Origin of the sequence: Flavobacterium fryxellicola, assembly GCF_900143245.1 — a bacterium.
In the GTDB taxonomy this organism is placed as follows: domain Bacteria; phylum Bacteroidota; class Bacteroidia; order Flavobacteriales; family Flavobacteriaceae; genus Flavobacterium; species Flavobacterium fryxellicola.
The window spans coordinates 317706-335737 of record NZ_FRDK01000003.1 but is presented as its reverse complement, the minus strand read 5'-3'; the positions used below and the strand labels follow the sequence as shown (position 1 = coordinate 335737).

The following is an 18032-nucleotide window of genomic DNA, read 5'->3' as shown; positions in this document are numbered from 1 at the left end:
TATTTAAAACACATAGCTGTTGGCTTTAAGCCAAATGTAATTCGGGAATTTCAATTTTAGTCAATTCCGTTTTATAGGAATCAAACTGATTTAGCATCTCCTGTTTTGTATTTTCGAAAAAAGAATGGGCGGAAAATAACGTTTCATAATACTCAATTCCGCTGAGCAGATTATTTTTAAACGAATTCCATTTTTTAATTTGTCCCAAAGTTATTTCTTCAGTAACCGCTGAAATTTCATTTTTCAGATAATCCAGATACATTTTTAACTCTTTCACAAATAGGTTGGGTCGATCAGTTACCGTCAACACAGAAGTGTTTCCGTAAATATGCCGCACCATTTTAGAAAGTGAAACTTCTTGATCAAAATAAGCCATATTGGGTCCTGGGCAAATGATTACGCCTTGCGCCTGTCCTTTTATCTTAATGTCATTTTCAAGATAAGAAGCATTAGCTAAACCCACACAAAGGCACGCTTTCTCCGTAATGCTATTTTTCTTTTTTTCGAAAACTTCAGCAGTTAAAATATCTTTTTGAAGTAGTAATTCTTCCAGTTTCAAGTCTTGGTATTTCTTGGAAGACGTACAAATTCCTTTCGCATCGTATTCTTTGCTTAACGCCAAAAATCGTTTTGGACACGAACTTCCCGCTTTGCTTTCCTCAATTCGTTTCAATTTCAATTTTTCATTGGTCGTTCCTCGCAACGTATTAAAAGGAATTCCCAACGGAGAAATAGGACTCAAATACAAATCATCTTCTTTGGCTCCAGCCAGTAATGCTCTCGTGTGTTTATCAACTGAAGTGGCTTCAGGAACCAGTAAAAACGGAGAACCCCAACCTACAGAATCCACATCATAATGATCCAATAGAAAATCGTGTTCTTCAGCAGTTCCTACCCCACCTTGAACAGTAATCTTCAAATCCAAAGGTTGCTGCGGGACATGCATTTCTTTTTGACCCAATGCTTTCACCATCAATTCATGAGCAGATTGAATCAACTGTTCCTTTTTCTGTTTGAATTCTTCTAGAATCGGTCCTAACAAATAGCCTTCGGTGGCAAAAGCGTGTCCGCCACAATTCAGTCCAGATTCGATTCGATATTCAGAAACCCAAAGTCCTTTTTTGGCTAAAAAATTCCCTTGAATCATCGCCGATCGAAAATCGCTTACTTTTAGCGTAATTTTCTTTTTCAGTGCATTATTCAAATCTGGAAAGAAAGCGGGAAAACTTTCGAAATAGCTGTATAATCTTGGATTCATCCCAGCTGATAAAACAACCGAAGATTCTAATGTGCTATTCACAAAACCACGAAGAGCGGCGTGCGCGTCATTAAAAGCAATTGGCAATTGTTCGTCTTTGATGAAGTTATCCTTATCCAGTTTAGTCATGATATTAACATCAATATCTCCTGGACAAAGATGTTCTTCCAGGTAGTTTTTAATGGTTTCTTTGAACGCTAAACCATCCTCTACAAAATTTTGCAATCCTGCTTTAATAGCTGATTTGTTGGGCAGCATGGCGATGAAATTTTCCAAAGCTGATTTGCTTTCGGATAATTCCGTTTTGAAACTTTCGAACTTACCTTTTACGATTTTATCAACTAAGTTCAAATAGGAAGTAATGCGTTCTGCACGATAATCATGTATTTTCTGGGTAATTTCCTGATAAGGGAGATTAAATTTTTCGCTATAAAAAGCATTCATTTTTTCGATAAGATCATCATCCATAATTGAAATAACGGACGATATTCCATATTTAGCCACGCGTATCGGACTATCAATTGTATAGGCAAGTCCCATAACTGGAATATGAAAGGTATGAAGTGGTTGCGGTGTTTTCATGCTAAAATGATTTAATAAATAAACTACAAAATTCGAGAAACAAAACCATTTAAAAACTGATAAATATCATGCGGCAGTTCACTTTATTGAAATACCTTAGCTATTTTAAACCTTAGTAAAAGGCAGTTGCATCCTGCAGCGCTGTCACTGATTATAAAGAAGAGGTTGCGGTACCTATTGAGTAGTCAGCGGTGGTTTTTGAAGAGTTGCCATGGGCTGTTCGCAATGGAATGCACCCACCAAAAAAGTAGGCTCCTATTTCAAACTAATTTTTAGAATTGGCGAACCACTTTTGGACTAGATTCACTTCTTGAATTTGGTTGTGCTTCCTATTCGTGTGATTCATTTTCTTTTTTGTTATTTTCGAAGAAAGAAGTCAAACGATAAACTTTTGTTAACGATTAAACTTTTGAATTTCATCCGTGTCTTATCTCTATAAAACTTAAAACACTACACATGAAAAAATTATTTATTGTTGCATTATTAGTTGTCGGAATGACCAGCTTTGCACAAGAAAAACAAGGAAGAATGGAGCGCACTTCAATGGAAAAAATGACTCCAGAGCAAAGAAATCAGCTGCAATTGAAAAAGATGACACTGGCATTAGATTTGAATGCTTCACAGCAAAAAGAAATGAGCAAAATCATAGCTGAACAAAGCACTACAAGAGAAGCTCGAATAGCCGAAAGAAAAGCCACCAAAGAGGCGACTAAAAAACAACTTACTTCGGAAGAACGATTTGCTAAAAGAAATCAAATGTTAGACGACCAAATTGTGATGAAAGAGAGAATGAAAAAAATTCTTTCGCAAGACCAATTTAAAAAATGGGATGAAATGAAAGGAAAAAAGCACTACCGAATGAATCAAAGAAGGGCGCAACATAACGGCAGAAAAGCAGCAAATAGGGTTGACAAAAAATAATTAATTCACAGGAACTATTTCATTTTAAACAAAAAAAAGACCCAAATTGGGTCTTTTTTTTGTTTAAAATGTTTTAGAAATTTTGTCTACTGCTTGAATAGTAAAGTCTAAATCTTCATAGGTTAAGGCATCCGTTATAAACCACGTTTCGTATGCCGATGGCGCTATGTAGATTCCTTCCTGCAACAAACCGTGAAAGAATTTCTTAAACGTTTCGTTATCGCCCTTTGCAGCTGTTTTAAAATCTACAACTGGAGTTGCATCAAAATGTACGGAAATCATGGAGCCAATAGTATTAATTGTAAAAGCAACCTGATTTGCCTTCAAAACGGCATTAATTCCTGCGGCTAAATACGCTGTTTTTGCTGCTAGGCGGGTAAAAATAGCGCGATCAGCATCTAACGCTTGCAGCATGGCCAATCCTGCAGCCATGGCCAAAGGATTTCCTGACAACGTTCCTGCTTGGTAAACGGGACCTAAAGGAGCCAAATAATCCATTATTTCAGCACGTGCCGCAAAAGCTCCGACGGGCAATCCTCCGCCAATTACTTTTCCGAAACAGACGATATCAGCATCTACCTGGAGTAATTCTTGAACACCTCCTGCTGCAAGTCTGAATCCGGTCATTACCTCATCAAAAATCAACAGTATGCCATTGTCAGTACACATTTGGCGTAAGCCCTCCAAAAATCCTTTGTTTGGCGGAATGCATCCCATATTTCCAGCAACTGGTTCTACGATTATCGCCGCAATTTCATTTCTATTCGCTTCAATTAAAGTCGCCACATTTTCTAAATCGTTGTATGTTGCTAGCAAAGTATCTTTAGCCGTTCCTGCTGTTACGCCTGGGCTGTTTGGGGAACCGAAAGTAATCGCTCCACTTCCCGCCTGAATTAAAAAGGAATCGGAATGGCCGTGATAACAACCTGCAAACTTGATTATTTTATCTTTTTTGGCAAATCCACGAGCAAGCCTAACTGCGCTCATACAGGCTTCGGTACCGGAATTTACAAATCTAATTTTATCGATATTTGGAACCATCGAAACGGCTAAAGCTGCAATTTGCGTTTCCAATTCTGTTGGCATTCCAAACGAAGTTCCTAATTTCGCTTTTTCAATCACGGCTTGAACCACCGGTTCGTAAGCATGTCCTAAAATCATAGGCCCCCAAGAGTTGATATAGTCTATTAAACGGTTTCCGTCTTCATCATACAAATAGGCTCCTTTGGCACTTTTTACAAAAATTGGCGTTCCACCCACCGCTTTAAAGGCACGTACTGGGGAATTGACACCTCCTGGAATTACTTGTTCTGCTTCAGCAAAAAGCTGACTACTTCTTTTGTATACCATTTATGAATTATAAGTTATCATTATTTCAAATTATTTTACGACCAGTTTCTGCCCAATAGAAAGTGTATTGTCAGAAAGATTATTTCTTTGTTTTAAATCTTCTATGCGTACTTCAAATTTTTTAGAAAGCGAATAGAGCGTATCTCCTTTTTGAACTACGTAGGAACCCAAACTAGTATTGACAGGATTTCTGGCTTCGATGGTGAGTTCCTCTACCAGCTGTTTTTCATTGGAAACATAATTGACATCCAAAACCTGATTGTCATACTGATATAAATTGTACCGCTCAATATAGGAGATTAATTTATCTGGATATTTAGGGTCTGTCGCGTATCCAGCGGTTCTAAGCCCTCTGGCCCAAGCTTTATAATCGCCTTTTGAAAATCCAAAAAGTTTTGCATACCTGCTTCTTCCGGTTAAAAACACAGCATGATCCTTAAATGATTCCGATGGATTATCATATTTCCTAAAACATTCTTGTGCTGCATCATCATCATGTTTGATACTATCTCCCGTCCAACCTACATGACACTTTATACCAAAATGATTGTTAGCATTCATCGCTAAATCGCCTCTTCCTGCACCCGATTCTAAAATTCCTTGTGCTAATATAATACTTGCTGGGATTCCGTAATTTCGCATATTTCCCATTGCCACCTCTTTATACTTAGAAATGTAAACGCGAACAATATCATTTGTGACTACGGTTTTTGAAGTGGAAACGATTGTTTCTGTATCATTTTTCTTGGATTCCGCCTTTATTGGAATCGAGGCGCTGCTATTTGTTCTATTTGGGGTAATTGTGTTTGTCTTTCTGACCGTTCTGACAACCTCCGTTTTTGATTTTAAAGGTGCTTTTTTGGTGGTTAAAATAACTGGTTTAGTGGCAGTGCAGCCTATCAAAGTAAGTATGGTAAAAAGGAGTAGGATTTTTTTAAACATAGGTATCTATTGTTGGTAACTGTTTGTTTTTTAATTTAATATTCATTCCCTGAATTCCCTGAATTCCTCCAGTGTGGATCATTAAAATTTTTGATGCTGCAGGGAAATAATTTTTTTGTATCAAATCTATAACGCCAAAAACCATCTTACCAGTATAAATAGGATCCAAAGGAATTTGGTTTTCAGCATAAAAATGATTTATAAATTGCACTAGTTCTGCATTTATTTTTCCATATCCACCAAAATGATAGTCCGTAATTAACTCCCAATTCTCATTTTGCACAAAATTACGAATTTCCTCTTTTAAAAAATCCCCTTTTAATGCAGGAAAACCTAAAACTTTTTGATGCGGCAAAGCACTATTAATTATTCCCGAAATGGTACCGCCAGTCCCTATGGAACAACAAATATAATCAAAATCAGCATCTTCGTACGTAATTATTTCTTCGCAGCCTTTGATTGCTAGCGCATTTGTTCCGCCCTCTGGAATAAGATAAAACGTTCCAAATTTATGTTTTAAATATTCAACAAACGATGCTTCATTTTTTAAGCGATAGGCTTCTCTCGAAATAAATTTTAATTGCATTCCACAATTTTGGGCAAATAACAAGGTGGGATTGTCACTGACTTTCTGTGCTAATTCATCTCCCCTAATGATTCCAATAGTTTTGAATCCTCGTTCTTTGCCTGCAAAAGCTACCGCAGCAATATGATTGGAAAAAGCACCTCCAAAAGTAAGCAAGGTTTGTTGATTTTCTGCCTTGGCTTGAAGTAAATTGTATTTGAGCTTTCTAAACTTATTTCCAGAAACAAAAGGATGAATCAAATCTTCTCTTTTGATTTGTACTGAAATAGAGTTCGAAAATGATGTTATCAACTTTTGATTCAAAGGAATTGCTTTTGGTACAAAGGTAAAGCTTAAATATAAAAAAATGCAACCACTTCAGATTGCATTTTTGAATTATTTTAATGAGTTTTAGTTTTTAATGATCACTTTTTTGCCAACCACTCCTTTATCTTTGGTAACCAACTTAACAATGTAAATACCATCTCCTAATCCCGAAGTAGAAAATTGATAAGAGGCGTTCACTCCTAAATCTTTTTTGACGAAAATCAATTTGCCCGTTACATCATACAAACCAAAAGTATCAAGATCCATAAGTAAAGGGTTACTAATCACTACATTTTTAGTTGGATTATTTTGAAAAATCACAAAATTTTCTTCTGCCGCTTCATCAACACCCAAGTTACCGTTGCTTTTAAATGTTATTTCAAACTGCGAGTTATTTTCGCCCGTTGGCAAATCTAATTCATGAAAATTATTTACAATATCATAATAGGTGTCTTTTACTTTGTCGTGCAAATAAAGCGCATTTGCGCCTGTAAAGTTCACCATTTCTTTTACTGTGATTTTGTAATTGGCTGGTTTATCGTTTCTAAAACCAATTGCAATTTTTTTATCAATATCAAAATTTACAGCATTAATAATAAACTCTGAGCCGTCTATGACAAAGTAAACATCCGACTGGACATTATCTCCAGAAGACAGCGCATCCATGGCACGGTCGACCCCATCAGTTGCTTCAGGAATTAATGCCAAAGCCAATTGTCGCACGCCTTGATTGTTCATCAAGGTATTGAATCTTATTTGCGGTGTTGGAGCTATACTTACCGTCGCATAATCAAATCCGGACACTGCTTGCATTGCAGTCATAAAACCCGTAGCACTTTTTGCTTTTGCAGTAGACATCATTTTACTTGGAGACTCAACAGGTGGCGTTTCTTTGACAAACACTCTGTAAACATTTTTCATCTGTACCACCCCATTTGCAATACCATCAATTAGAAACCCTTGCCCTATTGGCGAAAAACGTCTTTCATAAGTAGCCCCATTTACACCAGCCGTTCCTTCATTTCCAGAACCGTCATAAGAATAAAATGTCGCTGGTACATAAACTCCAGAACTTCCTAAATCTCCTGGAGCGAACGTCGCGTAACCTCCTTTATAGTCTGCTATAAAATGCGAATTCACAGTAGGATCTTGTTCCCAAAAATAAGCAATACCACTACAATTGTTTTCAGCCAATAGAAAAGCAGATAAATCAATTGCAGAAGGATACGGATTTCCAGTCAAAGTAAATTGCGCAATTGCAACAGGTATGGAAATAGTACCATCGTTTGGCTTCCCCCTAAAATCGTAACGCTGTTGGCTTCCCGGGTTATTTTGAACTCCATTGACCGTAAACCCATTAGTTCCTGACGTTCCTTTCATTGTGAATCCTTCTCCGGCATTCAGACTAGAGCTAGATCCCACCTGAATCCAATTAGAATAGTCCGATGAAGCTGTTAATTTATTAATCCAAAAAGGAGCTATGGCTAACGGACTTGCAGTCCCATTATAGTTGTTCAAAGGCAACATAGTAGGCTCTTTGAACGTGATCAAACCGTCAATATCTTTAAGTTGCGTCACTCCAAAAGGCGAATTTCCGGCAGTTCCAACAGTGCCTCCTACAGGCGAGCACCAATAGTTGTATTGAAAATTATTTGTTGATCCTTTTTGAAAAACGGACAAACTACCTACTCCTTTATTCGCTCCAACACTTGTCGAACCTTGTAAAAGCTGTGCATTTTCCCTCAAATAAAAAGTACTAGTAGCGGCATTTAACGCCAAATCTTGCCCAATAAAAACAACCTCGTTGCTGGCAAAAACGGAACTATTAGCACTAACATACATTTGGGCTTCAACTGAATTTTGAACTAAAAGCACAGTTGCTAATACCATTATTTTTTTAAGTAGTTCTCTTTCCATAACCGTATAATTTAATTGAGTTAATGCTTATTTATTTGTTTTACATACGATAGTCCTTACAAGAACAGGACTGCTTTAAAGTCTAAAAATGAATCCCTTATATCTAAAAAAATAGGTTAGCTAGTGCATGTAATGGTTTTGTTTTTGATAACGTAAATACAAAACCTCGTATTTTCTTCTAAAATTACAATAAAAAGACAATAGCAAACGTCATTAATACCGATAAAAAGTACAAATAATCGTTTAAGTACATCTTTTTTGATTTTAAATACTTATTTTCTTATAAAATTAATTTGAAGAGGAATCGGAAATTATCCAAATAAAGACTCGAAAAAAAAGTATCAAAAAAGACTTTAAATGAGACTTAAAAACGAGTAAGCTTTAAATAGAGTGCGCCTTAGAAAGGAGGTGCCAAAAAGTATAAAAATAGTACTATCTTTATTTCGATGCAGTTATTTTTTACGTAGGACTACATAATTTAAAAACCGAAAGAAAGATCTTCTAGCTAGATAGTGATTATTCTTTTCATTAGCATAAGCTTCTCTTTCAAAACTAATGTTTCTGTAAGCGAGATTGGCGCTTTTATATTGGAACAACCGAAAACTATATTCCAACAGGTACCAAATAAAGAACGGCACTATCAAAAGTTCTACTTGCTGCCGCAGATGGATTTTTTCGTGATTGATCAGAGTAGTGTCTTTTAAATCTTCCCGGTATTTTAACAATACAAACGGAAATAGAGTGACACCGCGATATCCTTTCGGAATTAAATATTTAGCAACAATTAGAAACATTCGCTATAAAATTTATAAATTTGTATTGATAAAGGCGTATCCTTTAATCAAAAACGCAATCGTTTGAGAGCTGCGGTTCATTGAAAAAATTGGTACTACGCACCACAGAACAATCCCAATTATGATGGAACAAAGTAAGGAAAATAAAATGACAGAAGGGGAAGATTTCTATTATACACCTGAAGGCTATAAATGCTTCACTGAAAAGCACCATTTAAAAAGGGGTTATTGCTGTAAAAGCGGTTGTAGACATTGTCCCTATGGATTTGATAAAAAAACAGGAACGATTAAAAAATAGTTTTTAACCATATTCGCCGTGGCAATGCGGACTTTTACGTTAAGTTTTTTTTACTACACCAGACAAAAAAAGTTCCAACAATTGTTCAATCTCTCATGCAAACAAAAAGCACCCGTAAAATGACTTTTCAACAACAAATACAACAAGGAATTCCTTCCGTTTTACCTCAAGCTAAACCCTACGAAACCGATATCAATCATGCTCCAAAGCGCAAAGATATCCTATCAACAGCAGAAAAAAAATTAGCGTTGCGCAATGCTTTACGTTATTTTGAGGCACAACATCACACTGAATTAGTTGGAGAATTCGCAGCAGAACTAGAAACTTACGGCCGCATTTACATGTACCGTTTTCGACCAGATTACAAAATGTTTGCGAGACCAATAGGAGAATATCCTGGAAAAAGCGAACAAGCAAAAGCCATTATGCTGATGATTCAGAACAACCTGGATTATGCCGTGGCGCAGCATCCGCATGAATTAATTACGTATGGCGGTAATGGAGCTGTGTTCCAAAACTGGGCACAATACCTTTTAACGATGCAGTACTTGTCTGAAATGACCGATGAACAAACCTTGACCATGTATTCCGGACATCCTATGGGTTTATTTCCCTCCCACAAAGAAGCACCCAGAGTTGTCGTGACCAATGGAATGGTTATTCCTAATTATTCTAAACCAGACGATTGGGAAAAAATGAATGCTTTAGGCGTTTCGCAATACGGACAAATGACAGCAGGGAGTTACATGTATATTGGTCCGCAGGGAATTGTACATGGAACAACAATTACGGTCTTGAATGCGTTCCGCAAAATTAAACGAAGTCCAAAAGGAGGATTATTCGTCACTTCAGGTTTGGGCGGAATGAGTGGTGCGCAACCAAAAGCAGGAAATATTGCGGGCTGCATTACCGTTTGTGCCGAGGTAAATCCAAAAATCACCCACATTCGGCACAGTCAAGGCTGGATCAATGAAGTAATAGAAAACGCAGATGAATTAGTGCGACGAGTTGCTTTGGCGCAAGCCAACAAAGAAATCGTGTCTATTGGCTACCTAGGAAATGTAGTCGATGTTTGGGAAAAATTTGATACAGAAAATATTCATATCGATTTAGGATCCGATCAAACCTCGTTACACAATCCTTGGGCAGGTGGTTATTATCCTGCTGATATTACTTTTGAAGAAGCAAATATAATGATGGCATCAAGTCCTGATTTATTCAAAATAAAAGTACAAGAAACACTACGTCGTCACACGACAGCTATCAACAAACACACTGCCAAAGGAACGTATTTCTTTGATTATGGAAATGCGTTCTTGTTAGAAGCGTCCCGCGCCGGTGCTGCTGTTATGGCTGAAAACCAGATTGACTTTAAATATCCTAGTTATGTACAAGACATTATGGGACCTATGTGCTTTGATTATGGTTTTGGTCCATTTCGTTGGGTTTGCGCTTCGGGAAAACCAGAAGATTTAGCCAAAACAGATGTAATTGCTTGCCAGGTTTTGGAAGAAATGGCAAAAACAGCTCCAGTAGAAATTCAGCAGCAAATGCAAGATAATATTCACTGGATCAAAGGAGCACAAGAAAACAAGCTTGTTGTAGGTTCGCAAGCCCGAATCCTGTATGCTGATAGCGAAGGTCGCGTAAAAATTGCGGAAGCTTTTAATCAGGCTATAGCCAATGGCGAAATAGGAACGATAATTTTAGGTCGGGATCACCATGATGTTTCTGGCACTGATTCCCCTTACCGAGAAACTTCAAATATTTATGATGGCTCTCGTTTTACAGCTGATATGGCGATTCAAAACGTAATTGGAGATAGTTTCCGTGGTGCAACTTGGGTATCTATTCATAATGGCGGCGGCGTTGGCTGGGGCGAGGTAATTAACGGTGGATTTGGTATGGTTCTTGATGGATCTAAAGAAGCTTCAAAACGCTTAGCATCAATGCTTTTCTGGGATGTCAACAATGGAATATCGAGACGAAGTTGGGCTAGAAATGAAGGAGCGGTATTTGCCATCAAAAGAGCGATGGAGACAGAACCTTTATTGAAAGTAACCCTCCCTACTTTGGTCGCAGATGATTTGTTGGATTTCTAAATTTTTGGACTTATCTTTAATCAAAATTTAATTATCAAAAAAATACATTATGAAAACAATTAAACTCCTCCCCGTCTTGCTGCTTTTAGTAGTTGCCTCTTGTAGTTCTGTAAGAGTATATTCTGATTTTGATAATAAAGTAGATTTTAGTCAATACAAAACGTACGCCTTTCATAAAAAAGGAATTGATAAAGTTGAAATTTCAGAATTGGACAAGAAAAGAATACTCAACGCCATTGATCGGGAATTAAGTAAAAAAGGAATGACCAAAAGTGAAAATCCTGATTTACTAATCAACATTCTCACTAAAGAAAGAGAGAAAATAGATGTCAATCAATTCAACATGGGTTGGGGATACGGTTGGGGTTGGGGCTGGAATCCTTTCATGTGGGGAGGACAAAACACTATTGCTTCGTCCTCAACGGAAGGAACTTTGTATATAGATTTAATTGACGGTAAGAAAAAAGAATTAGTATGGCAGGGCGAAGGCATTGGATATCTGACAGAAAACAGAAAAAATAAAGAAAATCGAATTAATGAATTTGTCGCTAAAATATTAGAGCAATTCCCACCGAAAGCAAAATAGTTACCCATTACATTTAAACAGAAAAGCCTACCTTTGCGTAGGCTTTTTTATATCCAATTATGACACCACACCACGACATTTCTACACTGGAAGATATTAAATTATTAGTCAATACTTTTTACTCTAAAGTTCAAAAAGACGACTTCATTGGACCCATTTTCAACGAAAAAATAGGCAATCGCTGGCCAGAACATCTGCAAAAAATGTATGGTTTTTGGGAAACGATTTTACTTGAAGTGCATTCTTACTCCGGAAGTCCTTTTCCACCACACAAACAGTTACCCGTTTCCAAGGAACATTTTGATCGTTGGATGGAAATTTTTACTCAAACTACCGATAGTTTATTTACAGGTCCGTTAGCTGATGAAGCCAAGTTGCGCGCTAAAAACATGGCAGAAATGTTTAATTATAAAATTGATTATTTCCGCAATGCCGAGAAGAATCAAACGAACCATTTGTAGCATTTTCATATCTACAATAATGCCGTTTTCCCCATTACAATATTCCTTTTTATGCGTAATTTAGTCTTCCTTTTCGTTTTTCCTTTTTTTATTTTCTCCTGTTCCAATTTAAAACAAGGTGCTGAAAGCAAGTCGGTTCCTAGTTTAAAACTACTTAGCTCTATTGAAATTCCATTTGATGCACAATTCCAAAATACGAAAGTAGGTGGTTTATCCGGTATCGATTATGATGCAAAAAAGGATTTGTACTACCTCATTTGCGACGATAGATCCGTGTTTAATGATTCTAGATTTTATACCGCTAAAATTCCGCTACTTGAAAGTAAAATACAAAGTATCGATTTTCAAAGCGTAATCATCCTAAAAAATGAAAGCGGAACTGCTTATGGCAATTGGAGTAACACACCCGCTACTTCAGCAGATCCCGAAGACATGCGCTACAATCCAAGAACAAACACCTTACTTTGGAGCAGTGAAGGTGCTCGAGTACTTACTGGAGACAAACAAGTTCTGCAAAATCCTTCCTTGAATTTGATGGATCTACAAGGTAATTTTATAAGCACCAATACGCTACCAGAAAATTTAAAAATGCAACAAACTGAAAAAGGTCCCAGAAATAATGGCACTTTGGAAGGAATTACTTTTGATTCAAAATTTAAAACCATGTATACGCATACTGAAGAACCGCTTTTTGAAGATGGCTCACAATCCAGTACCAGTTATGGCGGCTTGATTCGTTTCTATCAATTTGATGCTAAAACAAAAAAGAACACCGCTCAGTTTGGCTATAAATTAGAACCAATTGCTCTTGAACCCAATCCAAAAGGGAGCTTTGCAGTCAATGGTGTTTCGGCAATTCAGTATTATGACAAAAATCAACTGCTGGTAGTAGAGCGCTCCTACTCTACTGGAACGCAAGCCTGCACGATAAAACTATTTTTATGTGATTTGAAAAAGGCTACTGATATTAAAAATTATATTTCCTTACAAAATCAAAGGGTAGCATTAGCCTCCAAAAAACTGATTCTAAACATGGATGATTTGGGTCTATTTATTGACAATGTGGAAGGAATTACTTTTGGTCCAAAACTGGCTAATGGCAATCAATCTTTAGTTTTGGTATCTGATAATAATTTTTCAGAGAAGCAAAAAACGCAGGTTTTTTTGTTTGAGGTGGTGAGGTAAGTATGTATTGAAAGCTCTCTTTTAAAGTACACCTACCCTAGCCCCGATTGCAATGGAAAGCTTTTTGTAAAAGCCGTTTTCGTTTTTCTTGTTGCCGCAGAGCGACCGGAGGAAGCTCCTGCGGGAACATTAGAAAAACAAATGGGTTTACAAAAACTTGCAATGAAAAGCGGGAAATGGCTCCTGAAATTCGTACTTTTGCAGTAAAACTACAACGTTTTCGATATGAACTCAACTATAGAAAGCAATCCGTTACTAGACCGATTGCCAAAGCACTTACGACAATTTATTAAGCCTCAGGATTATAGCGACTACACACCTATAAACCAAGCGGTTTGGCGTTATGTGATGCGTAAAAACGTAGCGTATTTATCAAAAGTAGCGCATAGTTCCTACTTAGAAGGCTTAAAAAAGACTGGAATTGAAGTGGACAACATCCCGAGTATGTATGGAATGAATCGTATTTTAACCGAAATAGGTTGGGCTGCGGTTGCGGTAGATGGCTTTATTCCGCCTAATGCTTTTATGGAATTTCAAGCGTATAATGTGCTTGTAATCGCCTCTGACATTCGTCAACTTGAACATATAGAATACACTCCTGCGCCAGATATTATTCACGAAGGTGCTGGTCACGCACCCATTATTGCCAATCCTGAGTATGCGGAATACTTACGCCGTTTTGGAGAGATAGGCTGCAAGGCGATTTCTTCGCACAAAGACTACGAAATGTACGAAGCGATTCGACTGCTTTCGATTGTGAAAGAGGCCGAAGATACGCCACAAGTTACGATTGATTCTGCTGAAAAAGCGGTGGAAGATTTGCAGAATAACATGGGCGAACTATCTGAAATGGCCCAAATACGGAACCTGCACTGGTGGACGGTGGAATACGGTTTGATCGGAACAGTGGAAAATCCAAAGATTTACGGCGCTGGCTTGCTATCGTCCATAGGTGAAAGTGCGCACTGCATGACTCCTGAGGTTACTAAAATCCCCTATGATATTTCGGCTGCTACACAAAATTTTGATATTACTAAACTGCAACCGCAATTGTATGTTACGCCTACATTTGCGTACTTGAATTTGGTTTTAGAGGAATTTGCTACTAAAATGGCGTTGCGCACCGGGGGTTTATCGGGCATTAACAAACTGATCGACTCGAATGCTCTAGGAACAATTGAATTGAGTACCGGTTTGCAAATATCGGGTGTTTTCAGTTCGGTTATTGAGCAGGACGGCAAACCTATTTACGTTCAAACTACTGGCAAAACAGCTTTGGCCTATAGAGAAAAAGAATTGGTTGGTCATGGTACTCTGACACACTCGGAAGGTTTTGGAAGTCCGATAGGAAAACTAGAAGGCATCAATCTTGCTATTGAAGACATGAGTCCAAAGGACCTAAATGCCTACGATATTCTCGAGTCTAAAACGGTGAAACTGGAGTTTGAAGGCGGTATTGCTGTTGAAGGCGAAATCATTACGGGTTCCCGCAACTTGCAAGGAGAAATCACGTTGATTCGCTTTAAAAACTGTACAGTTACGCATGGCGAAACAGTTTTGTTTCAACCAGAATGGGGCATCTATGATATGGCAGTGGGAAAGAAAGTGACCTCTGCTTTTTCAGGTCCTGCAGACGTGAATAGTTTTGACTTGATTTCACCTCTTCCGTCCAGCACAACGATAAAAGCCAAGCATTCGGCTGTGCGCGATGATCTAGAGGTTTTGTACCAAACGGTTCGAAATAGTAGAGAAACAAACGACACGGAAACTTCATTAGTTTCAGTTTTTGAAAAACTAAAAACAAATCACCCACAAGATTGGTTGTTAGCGGTAGAAATTATTGAACTTTTAAACGATAGAAATGAGCCACAATTGTTACAAGAACTACTGGTTTATCTGGATCAATTAAAACAAAAAAGACCTGAAGTATCGCATTTGATTGCTGGAGGTTTAGATTTGATTTTTCACAGTGAGAAAGCCTAGATAAAAATAAACCGCAGATTCACAGATTTTTAGAACTATTTAAAATCAGTGAATCTGCGGTTACTATTTTAAATTACATTTTGATTTGCTTTCCAAAATCTTTTTCGGTCTCAATCACTTTTCCATCGTATTTTAGGGTCCATCCCAACTGACTTGTAGTAATTAACAGTTTAGACAATTCACTTATTAATCTATTTTGCGCATTGGTTTTCAAAGATGATTTCTCAATTTTTTTTGCCAAGTTCGCTTTTACTGATTTATTGATTTTATTGTAATCATCTCCGGTAAACGGATTCAATTTACTTTGCTCCACATCATAAAACTGAATATCTGGACTGATTTTAATTTCCGCTTTTGGAATATTAACAATCGTAATTGTTTTATTAATGGAGTCTATTTCATATTTCATGAGGTGCAAATCATACGCGACAGTCACATCGGCATTGACAACAACCAACGCTTTCTTCTCGAAAGAAAGCATATCCATCAAGTATTTTTGCTGATTTTTATAGGTAATAACTTCGGAGAAATGTCCTTCAGTAACCACGAGCTTCCCTACGTTCAGAATTTGCTGTTGAATGAGATTCGTGTTGTAGGTGATGTCTTGGTCGTCATTTTTTTTAAAATCGCAGTATTTGAACAATAAAAATATTCCACCAACCACTGCGAGTCCAATAAGTATTCTTCTAAGCATAACTAAAATTTCATGAATGAATATTGATTTTCTAAGATAGTGATTTTTTCCCTAAGTTTCGTCTCAAACTTTAAATGACTTTCTGATTTTGGGTTAAAAGGCTTGTGAGAAAGGCTTTTTTGAATGTTCCCAACTTCCTCCATCGTGGTCATAGCAGTTTCTGAAATGGTCGTTTCTTGGAATCGTTTCCAAATATAATCGATTGCTACTTGATTGGGATGCAGCATATCTTCGGCATAAAAGCGATAATCCCGAAGTTCATCCATCATGATTTCGTAGGAAGGAAAATAACTTATAGTCGAAAGTCGCAAGTCAAAAGTCTGATGAAGCGCACTAATTAAATTCGCTTTACTCCATTGATTTTCTACAAAACCATCTTTGATATGCCGCACCGGCGAAACCGTAAAAATAATACTGCACTTTGGATTGACCTTTTCGATTAAATCAATGGTATTTTCAATTGATTTTTGAATCGTTTCTATAGATAACAATTCTTTCTCAAACTGCTTCTGCGGAATCTTATGACAGTTAGCTACAATTTGGTTAGTTTCAATATCCCTATAAACCCATGACGTTCCGTACGTGATAATTAGGTGTGAAGCTTGCTCTAGATCTTTTCTAGTATTTATAATAATTGAATTTAGAGCTGCTACTAATTCCTCTTTATTAGGATTGCTCAGATCAGAATGCACATCAAAACAATGCCAGCGTTCGTTGTGAAAAAAAACATTATTAGCAGTAAATTGCTTTCCAGAAACAGCAAAATCCAGAAGCTTTTCAATCGCCAAAGGATGAAATAGAATTCCAAAGGGATTACAGCTATTTCTAAACTTGAAATAATCTAATTTCTCTGCCATATTAACCGCAAAACAAGAACCTAATGAGACTATTTTAGAATTGTAATCAACTGGAGAAATACTTTTAAGAATTGGGATTTGAGTTCTAAAATGCATGGCTGTTCTATTTACTACAAATTTCAATTATTTTAGGCAATTATTGTACGTTTGCCTCTTTTTTATGGGTATAAAAAAACCCTTTCATTGTTTAGCACTATTGAAAGGGTTTTAAGAAATAAATTTAATTTTTTTTAGTAGAAATATTCTGTTTTTAAATAACCTCTATTCCCATTGGTGAGTATTGCATTTTCTGAAACTCGTTCTGTTGGATACTTATCCAAATCGTATTTAAAAATACTTTTATATAACGCAGCAGCGCTTATTATTTGGTCGTCTTGTGTAAGACTTGTAGTCTCAATGTTAATTAAACTATTGTTAATGGAAATTTTTTCATTGTGATCTAATAATTCGCGGAGTCCTTTTATATGAAAAAGTGGATTTTTATTAGCATCATAATCAAAACTAATACTGTAAATTGAAGTAACGCCTGTTGCGGTGTTGTCTGCAATTCTTTCGTCTTTTATTAAATTTTCATTTTCAAAATACAATGTGCCGTGGAATTCCTTTACCTCTTGATTTCCCGAGGCAAATGTGATTTTCTGGTAAGAAACCGTTTTATCTAAATTATGAACGTAACTTATTCGATACTTACCTACAGATGCAACTTCAACTATTTTATCTTTTAAATAACTATATTCAGTAGTCTCACGAGACTGGTTCATTTTATTGAATGTTACAGTTTTAGTAATTAAACCCGCAGTATACGTGAAGTCAGTTCGCTTTTTAGCACTGTCAACACTAACTAATTCATTTCCGTTATAAACATACAATGTTGTTTCTGGAAGACCTCCTTCTGAAGTCTCAACCATCTTCTGCAGTAATTTGATACTACTGTTATCATCATTTGAACACGAAAAAAGTGTCAATATGAAAACCGATAGTAAACAAACTATTTTTTTTGATCTTTTCATTTTAAAAAATAAAGCCATTCTCCTTTCCATAATTGCGTGGCATAATAACTGACAAACCTAGAGAAATTATATAAAGGCGACAATATTCATCGTTACAATTCCTATATTTCGGTTAAACTACTAATTCCAAACCGAACGCACCTACTAACTGCAGACCAGAGGAATCATTTTCCCCGCAAAAAAAATCCCTTTTAGAACTA

The 18032-nt window shown here is 36.8% G+C and carries 16 protein-coding genes; 7 read left to right on the top strand and 9 right to left on the bottom strand.

Annotated elements, in window-relative coordinates; all coding sequences use genetic code 11:
* Positions 1-25: 25 nt before the first annotated feature.
* Complete coding sequence (locus BUA03_RS07650) at positions 26-1840, bottom strand: hypothetical protein (RefSeq protein ID WP_066079726.1); 1815 nt, start codon at positions 1838-1840, stop codon at positions 26-28.
* Positions 1841-2296: 456 nt separating this feature from the next.
* Between BUA03_RS07650 and BUA03_RS07645 the strand changes: the two genes are divergently transcribed.
* Positions 2297-2761 (top strand): hypothetical protein, encoded by a 465-nt coding sequence (locus BUA03_RS07645; protein WP_066079729.1) that lies wholly within the window; start codon positions 2297-2299, stop codon positions 2759-2761.
* Between the two features lie 63 nt (positions 2762-2824).
* Here the strand turns inward: BUA03_RS07645 and hemL are convergent, their stop codons facing one another.
* The 5 genes from hemL to BUA03_RS07620 all read right to left on the bottom strand — a co-directional run bounded on the left by hemL (position 2825) and on the right by BUA03_RS07620 (position 8656).
* Positions 2825-4111: a glutamate-1-semialdehyde 2,1-aminomutase gene (gene hemL, locus BUA03_RS07640; RefSeq protein WP_066079732.1), complete on the bottom strand. Its 1287-nt coding sequence runs from the start codon at positions 4109-4111 to the stop codon at positions 2825-2827.
* Between the two features lie 30 nt (positions 4112-4141).
* The gene (locus BUA03_RS07635; protein ID WP_066079735.1) at positions 4142-5053 is read right to left on the bottom strand and encodes a glucosaminidase domain-containing protein; all 912 of its coding nucleotides are present in this window, start codon (positions 5051-5053) and stop codon (positions 4142-4144) included.
* A complete protein-coding gene (locus BUA03_RS07630) occupies positions 5046-5942 on the bottom strand; it encodes a 1-aminocyclopropane-1-carboxylate deaminase/D-cysteine desulfhydrase (protein ID WP_139255625.1) in 897 nt (298 codons plus the stop codon). The genes BUA03_RS07635 and BUA03_RS07630 overlap by 8 nt, the downstream gene beginning before the upstream one ends.
* Positions 5943-6029: 87 nt before the next feature.
* Entirely contained in the window at positions 6030-7862 is a 1833-nt protein-coding gene (locus BUA03_RS07625) for a T9SS type A sorting domain-containing protein (RefSeq protein WP_082854322.1), read from the bottom strand.
* Positions 7863-8314: 452 nt separating this feature from the next.
* The gene (locus BUA03_RS07620) at positions 8315-8656 is read right to left on the bottom strand and encodes a hypothetical protein (protein WP_066079741.1); all 342 of its coding nucleotides are present in this window, start codon (positions 8654-8656) and stop codon (positions 8315-8317) included.
* A 121-nt stretch (positions 8657-8777) separates the two neighbouring features.
* On the opposite strand from BUA03_RS07620, the gene BUA03_RS16665 reads away from it, so the two are divergent.
* The 6 genes from BUA03_RS16665 (at position 8778) to BUA03_RS07595 (ending at position 15271) form a co-directional block, all read left to right on the top strand.
* Positions 8778-8954, top strand: a complete 177-nt coding sequence (locus tag BUA03_RS16665; RefSeq protein ID WP_169807441.1) for a C1orf53 family protein — start codon at positions 8778-8780, stop codon at positions 8952-8954.
* Positions 8955-9073: 119 nt separating this feature from the next.
* Positions 9074-11056: a urocanate hydratase gene (locus tag BUA03_RS07615; RefSeq protein WP_066079743.1), complete on the top strand. Its 1983-nt coding sequence runs from the start codon at positions 9074-9076 to the stop codon at positions 11054-11056.
* A 49-nt stretch (positions 11057-11105) separates the two neighbouring features.
* Positions 11106-11642, top strand: coding sequence for a DUF4136 domain-containing protein (locus BUA03_RS07610; protein ID WP_066079746.1), 537 nt, complete (start codon positions 11106-11108; stop codon positions 11640-11642).
* A gap of 59 nt (positions 11643-11701) precedes the next feature.
* Entirely contained in the window at positions 11702-12103 is a 402-nt protein-coding gene (locus tag BUA03_RS07605; protein WP_066079748.1) for a group III truncated hemoglobin, read from the top strand.
* Positions 12104-12154: 51 nt separating this feature from the next.
* On the top strand, positions 12155-13288 hold the full coding sequence (locus BUA03_RS07600) for an esterase-like activity of phytase family protein (protein WP_066079751.1): 1134 nt from the start codon (positions 12155-12157) through the stop codon (positions 13286-13288).
* A gap of 225 nt (positions 13289-13513) precedes the next feature.
* Entirely contained in the window at positions 13514-15271 is a 1758-nt protein-coding gene (locus BUA03_RS07595) for an aromatic amino acid hydroxylase (RefSeq protein ID WP_066079753.1), read from the top strand.
* Between the two features lie 73 nt (positions 15272-15344).
* Here the strand turns inward: BUA03_RS07595 and BUA03_RS07590 are convergent, their stop codons facing one another.
* From BUA03_RS07590 to BUA03_RS07580, 3 genes are all read right to left on the bottom strand, one after another.
* A complete protein-coding gene (locus BUA03_RS07590; protein ID WP_066079756.1) occupies positions 15345-15965 on the bottom strand; it encodes a DUF4230 domain-containing protein in 621 nt (206 codons plus the stop codon).
* A gap of 2 nt (positions 15966-15967) precedes the next feature.
* The gene (locus tag BUA03_RS07585; RefSeq protein ID WP_066079758.1) at positions 15968-16918 is read right to left on the bottom strand and encodes a GSCFA domain-containing protein; all 951 of its coding nucleotides are present in this window, start codon (positions 16916-16918) and stop codon (positions 15968-15970) included.
* A 134-nt stretch (positions 16919-17052) separates the two neighbouring features.
* A complete protein-coding gene (locus tag BUA03_RS07580; RefSeq protein ID WP_066080750.1) occupies positions 17053-17832 on the bottom strand; it encodes a hypothetical protein in 780 nt (259 codons plus the stop codon).
* Between the last annotated feature and the right edge of the window lie 200 nt (positions 17833-18032).

Bases quoted from the DNA above. Each gene is read 5' to 3' on its own strand.
- BUA03_RS07650 (WP_066079726.1), bottom strand. From the start codon at position 1,840: ATGAAAACACCGCAACCACTTCATACCTTTCATATTCCAGTTATGGGA.
- BUA03_RS07645 (WP_066079729.1), top strand. From the start codon at position 2,297: ATGAAAAAATTATTTATTGTTGCATTATTAGTTGTCGGAATGACCAGC.
- hemL (WP_066079732.1), bottom strand. From the start codon at position 4,111: ATGGTATACAAAAGAAGTAGTCAGCTTTTTGCTGAAGCAGAACAAGTA.
- BUA03_RS07635 (WP_066079735.1), bottom strand. From the start codon at position 5,053: ATGTTTAAAAAAATCCTACTCCTTTTTACCATACTTACTTTGATAGGC.
- BUA03_RS07625 (WP_082854322.1), bottom strand. From the start codon at position 7,862: ATGGAAAGAGAACTACTTAAAAAAATAATGGTATTAGCAACTGTGCTT.
- BUA03_RS07620 (WP_066079741.1), bottom strand. From the start codon at position 8,656: ATGTTTCTAATTGTTGCTAAATATTTAATTCCGAAAGGATATCGCGGT.
- BUA03_RS16665 (WP_169807441.1), top strand. From the start codon at position 8,778: ATGATGGAACAAAGTAAGGAAAATAAAATGACAGAAGGGGAAGATTTC.
- BUA03_RS07615 (WP_066079743.1), top strand. From the start codon at position 9,074: ATGACTTTTCAACAACAAATACAACAAGGAATTCCTTCCGTTTTACCT.
- BUA03_RS07610 (WP_066079746.1), top strand. From the start codon at position 11,106: ATGAAAACAATTAAACTCCTCCCCGTCTTGCTGCTTTTAGTAGTTGCC.
- BUA03_RS07605 (WP_066079748.1), top strand. From the start codon at position 11,702: ATGACACCACACCACGACATTTCTACACTGGAAGATATTAAATTATTA.
- BUA03_RS07600 (WP_066079751.1), top strand. From the start codon at position 12,155: ATGCGTAATTTAGTCTTCCTTTTCGTTTTTCCTTTTTTTATTTTCTCC.
- BUA03_RS07595 (WP_066079753.1), top strand. From the start codon at position 13,514: ATGAACTCAACTATAGAAAGCAATCCGTTACTAGACCGATTGCCAAAG.
- BUA03_RS07590 (WP_066079756.1), bottom strand. From the start codon at position 15,965: ATGCTTAGAAGAATACTTATTGGACTCGCAGTGGTTGGTGGAATATTT.
- BUA03_RS07585 (WP_066079758.1), bottom strand. From the start codon at position 16,918: ATGCATTTTAGAACTCAAATCCCAATTCTTAAAAGTATTTCTCCAGTT.
- BUA03_RS07580 (WP_066080750.1), bottom strand. From the start codon at position 17,832: ATGAAAAGATCAAAAAAAATAGTTTGTTTACTATCGGTTTTCATATTG.